This is a genomic window from Streptomyces sp. NBC_00400 (genome assembly GCF_036048035.1).
In the GTDB taxonomy this organism is placed as follows: Bacteria; Actinomycetota; Actinomycetes; order Streptomycetales; family Streptomycetaceae; genus Streptomyces.
On record NZ_CP107940.1, the window covers coordinates 865260 to 878258 of the forward strand.

The following is a 12999-nucleotide window of genomic DNA, read 5'->3' on the forward strand; positions in this document are numbered from 1 at the left end:
GAGGAGTCGGACTCATGCAGATCGAGGAAGCCCGGCGGCTGCTGGCGGAACGGCTGGGCGGCGGGCCGGGGCTGCCGTCGCCCGAGTCGGCACGCGCGGTGACCGCCCGACTGGCACAGCCGGACACGCTCGGTCCGCTGGTGCGCCGGCTGTCCGCCGGCGATCTGGATCTGGCGGAGTGCACCCGGCTCTCGTACCGCCATGTACTGGGCTTCGACAAACTGTTGCTGCTGGCCGGCGCCCCGCGGTTCATGCTGCGGGTCCATCTCTGGCACGGCGGGGCCGGCCGGGCCCCCGAGGACATCCACAACCACCGGTGCGCGATCGCCTCGGCGGTGGTGCGCGGGCGCGTCCGCATGGAGTGCTACGAAACGGCCGCGAACGGCGTGCCCGCGACCGCCTACCGGGAGACGATCGACGGCCCCGGCGGCGCCTGGCGGCTCCGGCGGGTCGGGCCCGCACGCCTGCGGCTCATGTGCACCGAGCAGTACGGCCCGGGCCGGAGCTACGGCCTGGCCGCCCATACGCTGCACCGGGTGGTGAGCGAGGAGCCGACGGTGACGCTGTTCCTGGAGACCGCCCCACAGCGCTCGGTGACCGATGTCTACGTCAGGGACGGCAGCCGCGTCACGGGCTACGCCGGGGAGCACAGCAGCTCCACCACGGACGCCATCCCCGCGGCGAACGGCTCCGCCACCAACGGCAACTCCGCCACGGGCAGCCGCTCCGTCACGGAGGGCTCCGTCACGCACGGCTCCGCCACGAACAGCGGCTCCGTCATGGACAGCGGCAACGGCCGGAGCAGCGGCGCCCTCAGGGCCGGCGGCGCCGAGCGGGCGGATCCGCCGCCCAAGACTCCGCTGTCACCGGCCGTCTACCTTGCCGAACTCGACTCTCTGGCAGGCTCTTTGGGCTACTGAAAGGGGGTGGCGCCAGGCGCCCGAAGCGGGCCGTCATGGCCCGGATTCCCGTGGCGTCGAGCCGGCCGCCGAGTGCCTGGCGGATCACCCCGAGGTTGTAGGCGTCCACCCCGATCCCGGCCAGGTCGGCGGGCCGTGCCCACACATGGGCCTGATCCGCGCTGGGCAGGACGACATCCAGCGTCAGGGGTCGGACGATGAAGTTCTCCTGGTGGTTGTGGACCCGGCGGCCCTGATAGTCGCTCAGGAAGCCGGAGGATCCGGTGTGCGCGACGATGGTGCCGAGGATCCCGGTCTCTTCCTTCAGCTCGCGCAAGGCGCCGCTCTCGGCGGACTCCCCTCGATCGAGCTTCCCGCACGGCACACCCCACGCGCCGGGCAGAAAACGCTCGCGGTAGCTACGGCGCACGATCAGCACACGAGCATCGTGCACCACCACCGCCGCGGCCAGATAAGTGTCTGCTGCAGTCTGGTTCATCGGACATCTCGCAATCCGAAGAGACGGGCGCAGGCCCGTGGCGGAGGTCCACCGTACCGGCGATGACCCCACGAGGGGCCGGTTCCGCGGTCACCTGCCGCAGCACCGTGAGATGGCTACTGCTGTGGGGAGACCGGGCGCTCGAAGAAGGTCTCCAGCGAGGCCGTCGCCTGGGTTCCGCTGACGCCCTCGATCGCATACAGCCTGCGCAGGACGTCCTGGAGCGCCTCGGTGGTGGCGGTTCGCACCTTCACCAGGACGCAGGCGCTGCCCGCGATCACATGTGCCTCCTGGATCTCGGGGATGGCCAGGAAGGCGGCAGCCGCATCGCCCATCCATGCCGAGGACTCGACCATGACGAACGCAAGCACTCCGCGGCCGAGGGCAGCGGGGTCCACGTCCACGGTCGTACGGCGAATCACTCCGCGCTTCCGGAACTTGCGGACCCGCTCATGGGCGGCACCGGCCGAGAGGCCGACCGCCCTGCCGAGCGCCGTATAGGCCTTCTCCGATCCGGACTTCGGCATCACCAGTGACTACGAGGGCTACCGCGCCGAGAGCGAGATCGGCGCCTGCCATGTCTACCGGATCGATCCGTCGACGGGCGCCGTCACTCTTGCCGCAGACGGATTCAGCGGGCCGAACGGGCTGGTCCTCTCCCCCGACGAAGAGCAGTTGTACGTCTCGGACACCCGCGCCGGCCAGATCCGGGTCTTCGACGTACGTACGGAACGGTCACTCTCGGAGGGCAGAGTCTCTCCGACATCGCCTTCGGCGGCCCGAAGAACAACCGCCTCTTCATCACCGCGACGACCACGCTGTACTCCCTCGCAGGCCGCGGCCGGGGAGTGGGTGCGGCGGCCACCCCGACCAGTGAACTGGCCGCCGCGCATGCGACCTTACCCGTGGGTCACTTACGGGGCCATCACCTGATCGTCCGCGGGGGTGAGGTGTGCGTCACGCCGTACCAGCGCCGCGTAGCGCCCGTCGGCGGCGAGCAGTTCGTCATGGGTGCCGCGCTCGGCGATCCGGCCGGCGTCCAGCACGACGATCTGGTCGGCGTCGCGGACCGTGGAGAGGCGGTGCGCGATGGTGAGGGTGGTGCGGCCCGCGGACAGCTCGTCGATGGCCTGCTGGACGGCGTGTTCGGTGTGGGTGTCCAGGGCGCTGGTCGCTTCGTCCAGAACGAGGACGGGCGGGTCGCGCAGGATGGTGCGGGCGATGGCGAGGCGCTGTTTCTCACCGCCGGAGAAGCGGTGGCCGCGCTCGCCGACGAGGGTGTCGTAGCCGTCGGGCAGGGCGGCGATGTGGTCGTGGATCTGGGCGGCCCCGGCGGCGCGGGCGATCTCCTCGTCGGTGGCGTCGGGCTTGGCGAAGCGGAGGTTGTCGGCGACCGAGGCGTGGAAGAGGTAGGTCTCCTGGGAGACCACGCCGACCGAGCGGGCCAGGGTGTCGAAGTCCAGGTCACGGACGTCCGTGCCATCGAGGGTGACCCGTCCGCCGGTCACGTCGTAGAGCCGCGGTACGAGGTAGCTCAGGGTGCTCTTGCCGCTGCCGGTGGGGCCGACGACGGCGAGGCTGGTGCCGGCCGGGACGGTCAGGTCGATGCCGTCGAGGGTGGGGGCGGCCTCGGGGTCGTAGCAGAACCGGACGTTCTCGAAGCGGATCTCGCCGCGCGGCGCCGGGATACGGACCGGCTCGGCGGGCTCGGTGATGGCGACGGGCAGGTCGAGGTACTCGAAGATGCGCTGGAAGAGCGCCAGCGAGGTCTGCATCTGTACGCCGGTGGACAGCAGCGAGACGGTCGGCCGCAGCAGGCCCTGCTGGAGCGAGACGAAGGCGACCAGGGTCCCGAGGGAGAAGACCGGGCCGCCGAGCTGGAGAACCATGCCCGCCGCCCAGTAGATCAGCGCGGGCATGGCGGCCATCACGATCCCGATGGTGGCCATCCGCCAGCGGCCGGCCATGTTGGCGCGGACCTCCAGGTCGACCAGGCGCTCGGACTCGCCGGCGAAGTTCTTCGTGAGGGAGTCGGCGCGGCCCATCGTGCGGCCCAGCAGGATGCCGCTGACCGAGAGGGATTCGGTGACCATCGCGGACATCGCGGCCATCTGCTTCTGCCGCCGGGTGGTGATCTTCTTGCGTTCGTTGCCGACCCGGCGGCTGATCCAGACGAAGAGCGGAAGCAGCAGCAGCGAGACGACGGTCAGCCGCCAGTCGAGGGCGAGCATCGCGCAGACGGTGGCGATGACGGAGGTCAGGTTGGAGACCAGGGAGGTGGCGGTGGAGGTGACCGTCGCCTGCATCCCGCCGATGTCGTTGGCGATCCGGGACTGGACCTCGCCGGTGCGGGTGCGGGTGAAGAAGGCCAGCGGCATCTGCTGGAGTTTGGCGTAGACGGCGGTGCGCAGGTCGTGCATGACGCGCTGGCCGACGGTGGTGGACAGCAGGGTCTGCAGGACGCCGAAGACGCTGGTGGTGACGGCGGTGGCGATCATGCCGAGGGCGAGCAGGGTCAGCAGTCCGGTGCGCCGGCCGGGTATCGCCACGTCCAGGATCTCGCGGAGGAGAAAGGGAGAGGCGACCGAGACCAGTGAGGAGGCGCCGACGAGCAGGCCGACGAGGGTCAGCCGGGCACGGTAGGGGCGGAAGAGCGCGAGGATCCGCCGCAGCTGGACCGGCTTTTCCGGGTCCTTGGGCGGTGCGGTCCACTGGGGTTCGTCGCTGCGCATGGGCTCCTTCGAGGGGGGTGCGGATTTCGCGGGGCAGGAACTGCGGGCGGGCAGGGAACTACGGACGGGCGGGAGCTACGGACGGTCAGATACGGAACGAGCATCGTGGAGCTTAGCTCATTGTTACCTATGCTCACAATGAATGAAGTCCTGTTATCCGCTATCCTCGCGCCATGCCCTCCCCCGAGCCGACGGTCAGCACCACCAACCTCGCCGAGCAACTGGTACGGCTGACCCGACGGATGCACCGCGCCCAGAAACACCACCTGGAGCACCTGGACATCGTCTTCACCCCCGCCCAGTCCCGGCTGCTGCGGATCGTCGGCCACTACCGCGACACCCCGCCGCGGATGGCCGACCTCGCCGAGCGGCTGGAGGTGGTGCCCCGGGCGGTGACCACCCTGGTGGACGCGCTGGAGGCGCACGGCGCGGTGCGCCGGGTGCCCGATCCGGCCAACCGCCGGGTGGTACGGATCGAGCTGACCGACACCGGCCGTTCCACGCTGCGCGCGTTGCGCAGCGCGCGGCGGGCCGCCGCGGAGGAGATCCTGGCCCCACTGACCGCCGATCAGCGCGACGTATTCGGCGGCCTGCTGTCCACCCTGGTCGACGACCCGGATCGACCGCATCGACCGGACCGAACGGACCGACCGCATTGAGCTGACGCGGAGTCAACCGGAGGAGTGCCGCCATGCCCCTGCTGGAGCCGGACCCACAGATCCTGCGACCCACCGCGACCGGCAGCCCCGCACACGACCGGGTGGCGGACCGGCGGGCCTTCGGCACCCCCGAACCGCTGCGCGGCGAACTGATCGCGCTGCTCGGCCCGGACAAGGTGCTCCACCAGGCCTCCGACCTGGTCCGCTACGCCTCCGACGCCAGCCCGTACCGCTTCGTCCCGCAGGTCGTGGTGGTGGCCGAGGACCTCGACGACATCTCCGCGGTCTTCTCCTACGCCCACGGCAAGGGCCGCAACGTCGTCTTCCGGGCCGCCGGGACCTCGCTCAACGGCCAGGCGCAGGGCGAGGACATCCTCGTCGACGTCCGCCGGCACTGGAGCGGGATCCAGGTGCTCGACCACGGCGCCCGCGCCCGGATCCGGCCCGGCACCACCGTGCTGCGCGCCAACACCGCCCTGGCCCGCCACGGCCGGCTGCTCGGGCCCGATCCGGCCAGCGCCGTCGCCTGCACCCTGGGCGGTGTGGTCGCCAACAACGCCTCCGGGATGACGGCCGGCATCACCCGTAACTCCTACCGGACGCTGGCCTCGGTCACCCTCGTCCTGCCGTCGGGCACGATCGTGGACACCGCGCAGCCGGACGCCGACGCGGAACTGGCGCGGGCCGAGCCGGGGCTGTGCGCGGGCCTGCTGGCGCTCAAGGCGGAGATCGAGGCGGACCGGGAGCTGGTGGCCCGGATCCGGGCCAAGTACCGGATCAAGAACACCAACGGCTACCGTCTGGACGCCTTTCTCGACGGCGCGACGCCGGTGGAGATCCTGCGCGGCCTGATGGTCGGCTCCGAGGGCACGCTCGGCTTCATCGCCGAGACGGTCTTCGACACCCTGCCGCTGGACCGGCACACGTCCAGCGCGCTGCTGTTCTTCCCGACGCTGAGTGCCGCGGCCGGGGCCGTACCGCGGTTCAACGAGGCGGGGGCGCGGGCCGTGGAGCTGATGGACGGCAATACGCTGCGCGCCTCGGTGAGCGTGGCCGGGGTACCGGCCGACTGGGCGGCGCTGCCCCAGGAGACCACCGCGCTGCTGGTGGAGTTCCGGGCGCCCGACGAGGCCGCCCAGGAGGAGTACGAACGAGCCGCGGCACAGGTACTGACGGAGCTGGAGCTCATCGCTCCGGTCGCGTCCGTCACCAACGCCTTCACCCGGGACCCGGCCGCCATCGACGGCTACTGGAAGGCCCGCAAGGCGTTCGTGACCGCCGTGGGCGGCAGCCGGCCGTCCGGTACGACGCTGATCACCGAGGACTTCGCGGTACCGCCGGACCGGCTCGCCGAGGCCTGTACGGCCCTGCGGGAACTGCAGGCGCGGCACGGCTTCGAGGCGGCGGTCGCGGGCCATGCCGCACACGGACCTCCGGCACCGGCGCCACTCACCGCGCGAGGAGTGGGCCGCCGCACAGTCCGCCCGCCACTTCAAGGCCGTCGAGCGGGCGGCACGGCTGGCGGTGGCCGCCGCCGACCGGATCGGCGACCGGCTGACGGCGTCGCTGACCCGCGCCGCCCGCAGGGCCGTACGCCCCGACCTCGTGCCCGAATGGCTCCCGCGCATGCCCGGCGCGGCGGCCCGTACGCTGCCCGCGACACGGAAGTCCGGGGCGGCGGCGGTCTACTACCCGGCGTGTGTGAACCGGATCTTCGGTGAGCCCACGGGGTATCGGGGGCCGTCGCTGCCGGAGGCGGTGGTGGCGGTGTCGCAGCGGGCGGGCCGGCCGGTGTGGATCCCGTCGGACGTGGCCGGGACCTGCTGCGCCACCCTCTGGCACTCCAAGGGGTACCGGCGCGGCAACGTGGTCATGGCCAACCGCATCGTCGAGGCGGCCTGGGGGTGGACGGCCGGCGGCAGGCTGCCGCTGGTGGTGGACGCGTCCTCGTGCACTCTGGGGCTGGGCAGTGAGGTGGTGCCGTATCTGACGCCGGACAATGCCGCACTGCACACCGGGCTGACGCTCGTCGACTCGGTGGTCTGGGCCGCCGAGGAGCTGCTGCCGCGGCTGGAGATCCTGCGCACGGTCGGCTCCGCGGTGCTCCATCCCACCTGTTCCCTGCAGCACTTGGGGGCCGAGTCACAGCTGCGCCGGGTCGCCGAGGCGTGTGCGCGGGAGGTGGTGGTGCCGGACGACGCGGGCTGCTGCGCCTTCGCCGGTGACCGGGGGATGCTGCACAAGGAGCTCACGGAGTCGGCCACCGCGAAGGAGGCGGCCGAGGTGACCGCACGGCACTTCGACGCGTATCTGTCGGCGAACCGGATGTGCGAGATCGGCATGGACCGGGCAACGGAGGGCCGAGGCTACGGCTCGGCCCTCCTGGCCCTGGAGCGGGCCACACGCCCGGCCCGTCAGCTGCCTTCGGGGGTGCGCCTCAGCGGGTGACGTGCAGCGCGACCGCTCCCTTGGCCGGGACCGGGAGCTGCGCCTTACCGTCACCCCCGACGGTGACCGTGTGGCCGTCGCACGAGGACGGCGCGGCGGCGACGACGTTGCAGTACGTGCCGGCGGGCAGTGAGGTGGCAAAGGTCCGGTGCAGCTCTGCGTCGCCGTTGTTGAGGGCCACGAATCCCTTGCCGCCCCGGCCGAAGGCGAGGGCGCTGCCCCCGTTGTCCCACCAGTCCGTCAGCTCCGCGGAGCCCACCGCGTTGCGGAAGCCCACCATCCCGGTGATCGCCTGCTTGGCGTGTTCGTTGGTCCAGCCGTCGCTGCCGCCGGGCGGTCCGGCGTCCTTGTCGGTCCACTCGTAGCCGGAGTAGATGTTCGGTGAGCCGTACGGCGAGGCCAGCATGAAGACGTTGGCGAGGGTGTAGGCGGCGCCGTCCTTGTAGGTCAGCGAGGAGCCGTTGCGCTCGGTGTCCCAGTTGTCGACGAAGGTGCGGGCCTTGTCGCTGCCGAGCTTGCCGTCGGCGACGGACTTCAGCTGAGCGAGATTTCCGCTCTGGAAGGCGCTCTTGAGGTGGGTGCCGTAGCGGAACTCGTCGACATCGCCGACGCCGGTGTACTCCTCGGGCTGCACCGCCTCGCCGGCACCGTGGATGACCTCCTGCACCCAGTAACCCGGGTCGCGCATCGCGCCCTTGACAGCGGCGAGGTCGGTGGCGGAGATGTGCTTGGCGGCGTCCACCCGGAAGCCGTCCACGCCCAGCGACCGCAGGTCGTCGAGGTAGTGGGCGATCGTGGTGCGGACGTGGTCGCTGCCGGTGTCGAGGTCGGCGAGCCCGACGAGTTCGCAGTTCTGGACGTCGTCGCGATTGGTGTAGTCGGAGATGCTCTTCCGGCAGCTGTGGAAGTCCTTGTCCTCGTAGGAGCCGGGGTAGCGGTACTTGCTGTACCGGGTGCCGCCGGTGCCCGTACCGGAGCCGGCCGCCATGTGGTTGATGACGGCATCGGCGATGACCTTGACGCCTGCGCCGTGGCAGGCGCTGACCATCGAGGCGAACGCGCTCCGGTCGCCCAGCCGTCCGGCGATCCGGTAGCTGACGGGCTGGTACGAGGTCCACCACTGGTCGCCCTGGATGTGCTCCGAGGCGGGCGAGACCTCGACATAGCCGTAGCCGGCCGGGCCCAGCTGAGTGCGGCAGGCCTTGGCGACCTCCGCGTACTTCCACTCGAACAGGGTGGCGGTGACGGTCTTTTCACCGGGTGGGGCGGCCTGGGAGGGCCACGGCGCGAAGGTGGCGAGGCCGGCCGCGGCGAGCACGCCGGCCAGCGCCCCGCCCAGCACACGGGAACGTTGCTGCATCTTGCGGCTCCTTGGTCATGGGGCACGGCAGGACGCACCGCGCCCACGAGTGCAGCCACGCGCCGGGCCGCCATGGGGGGATTTCCGCATCGGAGCCTGCCGTTTGCCTTGTGGACACGTCAAGGTTTTCCGCAAGACTTTTCAGCGGCTTGCGAAAGGTACCGGTGGCGGCATCTCCGGTGTTGCCGCAGGCCGTCCGGTATTGCGGCAGAGAGTCCAAGAGTGCCGTCTCAAGAGTCCAATCGGCCCTCTTGTGCCTCGGGCCGTCGGCCGACAGGGTCCTGACCGAGGTTCACGTATGCCCCGGCACACCGCCGCTCCCCTGGAGGACCGATGAACGAGGCACCCTCTCAGAACCACGACCACGACCGCGACCGCGACCACGACGAGGCGGGTCCGAGCCGCCGTTCGGTGCTGTGGACCGCCGGTGCGGCGGGCGCCGGACTCGGGCTCGGCGGCCTGTCGTCCGGGCCGGCCGCGGCGGCCGCACCCGCGACGACCGCGGCAGCCGCATCCGCTGCGGCCGCGTCCGCGTCCGCGTCGGCCGACGCCAAGGCCAGAACCATGATCGGGGTGCCGTTCGAGCGGCGCAGCACCGTTCGCGTCGGCATCATCGGACTCGGCAACCGCGGCGGGACCATGATCGACCTCTTTCTCGCGATGCCGGGCGTCCGCGTCGTCGCCCTGTGCGACCCGGTGAAGGACAAGACCGCCAAGGCCGCCAAGAAGGTCACCGCCGCGGGACAGCCGGCGCCCGCCGTCTACACCAACGGTGACCAGGACTTCGAAAACCTCTGCAAGCGCGGCGACATCGACTTCGTGTACGCGGCCACGCCGTGGGACCGGCACTTCGAGATGGCGAAGACCGCGATGCTCAACGGCAAGCATGTGGGCGTGGAATGCCCCCTTGCGCTGCGTCTGGACCAGCTGTGGGAGCTGGTCCACCTCTCGGAGCGCACCCGCAGACACTGTATGCAGCTGGAGAACTGCTGCTACGGCAGGAACGAGATGCGGGTGCTGCGGATGGCGCATGCGGGCCTGTTCGGCGATCTGCTGCACGGCGCCGGTGCCTATATCCACGATCTGCGCGGCCTGATGTTCGACCCCACGTACTACGAGGGGCCGTGGCGGCGGCTGTGGCACACCCGGCTGCGCGGCGACCTCTACCCCAATCACGGTTTCGGCCCGGTCGCCAACTACATGGACATCAACCGCGGGGACCGCGCCGTGCGCATCTCCAGCATCGGCACGCCCGCCCTCGGCCTCGCCAAGTACCGCAAGGAGCACATGCCGGCGAACGACCCCAGCTGGAAAGAGTCGTACATCGGGAGCGACCGGACGATCAGTCTCGTACAGACCGCCAAGGGGCGGGTGATCCGGCTGGAGCACGATGTCTCCACCCCGCACCCCTACAGCCGGATCAACAGCCTCGGCGGCACCAAGGGCCTCTTCGAGGACTACCCCGAGCGGATCTATCTGGAGCCGGACCAGAGCAACGACCAGTGGGGCGACTTCGCCAAGTACGCGGAGTGGGATCACTGGCTCTGGAAGGAGCACGCCAACCCGCCCGGCGGGCACGGCGGCATGGACTACATGCTGGTCTTCCGGCTGATGCAGTGCATGCGGCTCGGCCTGGTACCGGACTTCGACGTCTATGACGCGGCGACCTGGACCGCACCGGTGCCGCTGAGCGACCTCTCGATCAAGGCGAACGGCGCCCCCCAGGAGATTCCCGACTTCACCCGCGGGCTGTGGAAGAAGGCGCGGCCGGGGATGGATTCGCCCAAGCCGGAGGGGTAAGCGCCCGCAACGGTGCGGGGCCCGGGCCCGGCGGGTGGTGGTGCGCCGGGCCCCGGTCCGTGGGGTCAGGTGTCGCGGGTGGTGGCGGAGGCGGCGGTGCCCGGCCCGGGGGACGTCTCCCGTGACGTTGCCGGATCGGCCGTCGCTGGATCAGCGGTCGCCGGATCAGTCGTCGCCGCATCGGCCGTTGTCGTCCCCGCCGCCCGCGCCTGCTCCCTCGGCAGGCTGGTCTGCGCGGCGACCGGGGGCTCGCCGTTCAGGACCTTCTTCGCCGTCACCCGGTCCAGTGCGCCCTCCCAGCGGGAGACCGCGAAAACCGCGACGCAGTTGCCGAGCAGATTGGTCGTCACCCGCATCGAGTCCATGATCCGGTCGACGCCGAGCAGCAGGGCGACCGCGCCGGCCGGGATGACGCCCAGCGCGGAGGCCGTGGCGGACAGCGCAAGGAACGCCGAACCCGGCACGCCCGCCATGCCCTTGCTCGTCAGCATCAACACCAGCACCACGGTGATCTGCTGTCCCGGCGACAGATCGACGCCGATGGCCTGGGCGATGAAGAGCGTGCCGAGGGAGAGGTAGATCGAGGCGCCGTCGAGGTTGAAGGAGTATCCGGTCGGCAGCACCAGCCCCACCGCATCGTCCCGGCAGCCGGCCGCGCGCAGCTTCTGCATCATCCGCGGCATCACGGTCTCGCTGGAGCCGGTGCCGAGCGCCAGCAGCAACTCCTCGCGGGTGTAGCGGACGAACTTCCACAGGCTCAGCCCGGTGACGGCCTTCAGCGCGCAGCCCAGCAGCACCAGGAAGGCCAGCGCGACCCCGTAGCAGACCGCGATCAGCTTCCCGTAGGTGGACATCGCGCCCAGGCCGTACTCCCCCACCAGGTGGGCGGTGGCACCGAAGACCGCGAGCGGGGCGAGCTTCATGAGGAAGCCGACGACGGTGAACACGACGTCCTGGGCCTGCTCGATCAGCGGCAGGATCTGCGGCACCTTCTTCTGCCCCAGGTGCAGCAGCGCGGCGCCCACCAGGCAGGCCAGCACCAGGACTTGCAGCAGCGAGTTCTCGGCGAACGCGCCGACCGCGCTGTCCGGCAGCGACTCCAGGACGAAATGGGCGGCGGAGGGCAGCTGACCGCTGCCCGTCTTGGCGTCCACCGCGCCCTTGTCCAGGGACGCCGGGTCGATATGCATGCCGGCGCCGGGCGCGAAGACATTGCCGGCCAGCAGGCCGACGACGAGCGCGATGCCGGTCGCCACCTCGAACCAGATCAAGGCCTTGACCCCGATCCGGCCGAAGGACTTGAGGTCGCCCGCCTTGGTGATCCCGGCGACGACCACGCAGAAGACCAGCGGGGCGATCATCGCCTTGATCAGGCGGACAAAGCCGTCACCGAGTGGCTGGAGCGAGGATCCCGCCTGCGGCCACAGGCGTCCGACGAGAACACCGAGGACGAGGGCGATGAGTACCTGCGCGAACAGGCTGGTGCGCAGAGAGCGGCCTGCGCGGCGGGGGAAGCTTCCGGTGGCGTGCGGCACGAGCACTCCTCCATGGACGGATTCTGTGATGCGGAAGTGGACTTCCACAATCCGTCACTATGGCCGCTTGTTGTTCACCACGAAAGAGGTCGGCGTAACTTCCCGGGAAATCTTGGAGCATGACCCAAGGGGAGGCGCGGACGCTCCGGATGCGGGCAGGGCCTGCCTTTCAAAGCCCCGCCCGCCCCGGGCGCTCAGCCCGCCAGGTGCGCCGCGTCCCCCATGACCACCACGGGGTGCCGCGCGGGATCGAGGGCGCGCAGCAATGCCTGCATCCCGGCCTTCGGGACGCTGACGCATGCGGATGTTCCGCTGCCGTGGTCCAGGTGCAGCCAGACCCCGCCGCCCTTGGACTGGCCCTGCGGACGAGTCGGGTCCAGCGGGGAGGTCCCCTTGACGCGGTTGTAGTTGATCGCGACGACATAGTCGAAGTCGTGCCGGGTGTTCTTGGACCAGTACGACGGCGGGGTGAACGCCGAGGAGTGCGTATAGGGCAGGTTGGCGCCGGGATCCTGGAGCACCCCGCCCGCATCGGTCAGCGGGAACACCCCGACGGGGCTGCGCTTGTCCCCTTCGTGGTGATCCACCGTCCAGCCGCGCCGGCCGTTGTGGGCGGCCCAACTGCCCTTGCGGTCCCAGCCCTTGGCGCCCTTGTCGTAGAGGACGACCGTGGCCTCGGCGGAGTTCACGCCCTTGCCGTACACCGCCACGACCTGCCGGGAGCCGGCCGGGATGCGCGCGCGCAGGGCCGCGCCGACCTCGGGGATGTTCTTGAGGTGGGTGGTGGCCGATGCACCGCGGGCCGGCCCGCCGGGGCGCTCCCCCTTGCCTGCAACGTCACCCTTGCCGTCGCCGCCCTTGCCGCCACTCGCACCGCCGCCGCAGCCCGCCAGAAGGACCAGTCCCGCCGCGACCACCGTCGCCGTCCGCATCGCACTGCCCGCTGTTCGCATGACGCCCATGGTCGCACCGCCGGCCTGACGGCCGGCCGGCACCCGACCGCCGCCTACGGGCCGTCACCGCACGATTGTCCGGTTCGCGTGGCCACAGCGGAAAAACCGTTTGAA

General features: G+C 70.8%; 9 protein-coding genes and 2 pseudogenes. 5 read left to right on the forward strand and 6 right to left on the reverse strand.

Going from position 1 to position 12999, the window contains the following annotated elements; translation table 11 throughout:
* Window positions 1-14 precede the first annotated feature (14 nt).
* Window positions 15-920 (forward strand): hypothetical protein, encoded by a 906-nt coding sequence (locus tag OHS81_RS03940; protein ID WP_328382451.1) that lies wholly within the window; start codon window positions 15-17, stop codon window positions 918-920.
* Here the strand turns inward: OHS81_RS03940 and OHS81_RS03945 are convergent.
* Together OHS81_RS03945 and OHS81_RS03950 are read right to left on the reverse strand one after the other, a co-directional pair.
* Complete coding sequence (locus tag OHS81_RS03945) at window positions 814-1398, reverse strand: NUDIX hydrolase (protein ID WP_328382453.1); 585 nt, start codon at window positions 1396-1398, stop codon at window positions 814-816. The genes OHS81_RS03940 and OHS81_RS03945 overlap by 107 nt on opposite strands.
* A 116-nt stretch (window positions 1399-1514) precedes the next feature.
* Window positions 1515-1925, reverse strand: coding sequence for an Lrp/AsnC family transcriptional regulator (locus OHS81_RS03950; RefSeq protein WP_328382454.1), 411 nt, complete (start codon window positions 1923-1925; stop codon window positions 1515-1517).
* Between OHS81_RS03950 and OHS81_RS03955 the strand changes: the two are divergent.
* Window positions 1903-2228: pseudogene (locus OHS81_RS03955) on the forward strand (SMP-30/gluconolactonase/LRE family protein); the annotation flags it as partial. The gene OHS81_RS03950 and the pseudogene OHS81_RS03955 sit on opposite strands and share 23 nt — an antisense overlap.
* Before the next feature lie 84 nt (window positions 2229-2312).
* Here OHS81_RS03955 and OHS81_RS03960 read toward each other — a convergent pair.
* Window positions 2313-4130 carry an ABC transporter ATP-binding protein gene (locus tag OHS81_RS03960; protein WP_328382456.1) on the reverse strand — a complete coding sequence of 606 codons (1818 nt, stop codon included), beginning with the start codon at window positions 4128-4130 and terminating at the stop codon, window positions 2313-2315.
* 173 nt (window positions 4131-4303) lie between these two features.
* On the opposite strand from OHS81_RS03960, the gene OHS81_RS03965 reads away from it, so the two are divergent.
* Window positions 4304-4789 (forward strand): MarR family winged helix-turn-helix transcriptional regulator, encoded by a 486-nt coding sequence (locus OHS81_RS03965; protein ID WP_328382458.1) that lies wholly within the window; start codon window positions 4304-4306, stop codon window positions 4787-4789.
* 32 nt (window positions 4790-4821) lie between these two features.
* Window positions 4822-7237: pseudogene (locus tag OHS81_RS03970) on the forward strand (FAD-binding and (Fe-S)-binding domain-containing protein).
* Here the strand turns inward: OHS81_RS03970 and OHS81_RS03975 are convergent.
* Complete coding sequence (locus OHS81_RS03975) at window positions 7227-8597, reverse strand: alpha-amylase (protein WP_328382460.1); 1371 nt, start codon at window positions 8595-8597, stop codon at window positions 7227-7229. The pseudogene OHS81_RS03970 and the gene OHS81_RS03975 sit on opposite strands and share 11 nt — an antisense overlap.
* A gap of 333 nt (window positions 8598-8930) precedes the next feature.
* Here OHS81_RS03975 and OHS81_RS03980 point away from each other — a divergent pair, with 333 nt between their 5' ends.
* Window positions 8931-10397 (forward strand): Gfo/Idh/MocA family protein, encoded by a 1467-nt coding sequence (locus tag OHS81_RS03980; RefSeq protein WP_328382462.1) that lies wholly within the window; start codon window positions 8931-8933, stop codon window positions 10395-10397.
* 65 nt (window positions 10398-10462) lie between these two features.
* Here the strand turns inward: OHS81_RS03980 and OHS81_RS03985 are convergent, their stop codons facing one another.
* Both OHS81_RS03985 and OHS81_RS03990 read right to left on the reverse strand, forming a co-directional pair.
* On the reverse strand, window positions 10463-11932 hold the full coding sequence (locus OHS81_RS03985) for a cation:dicarboxylate symporter family transporter (protein ID WP_328382464.1): 1470 nt from the start codon (window positions 11930-11932) through the stop codon (window positions 10463-10465).
* A 194-nt stretch (window positions 11933-12126) separates the two neighbouring features.
* Window positions 12127-12894: a hypothetical protein gene (locus tag OHS81_RS03990; protein WP_443058649.1), complete on the reverse strand. Its 768-nt coding sequence runs from the start codon at window positions 12892-12894 to the stop codon at window positions 12127-12129.
* Window positions 12895-12999 lie beyond the last annotated feature (105 nt).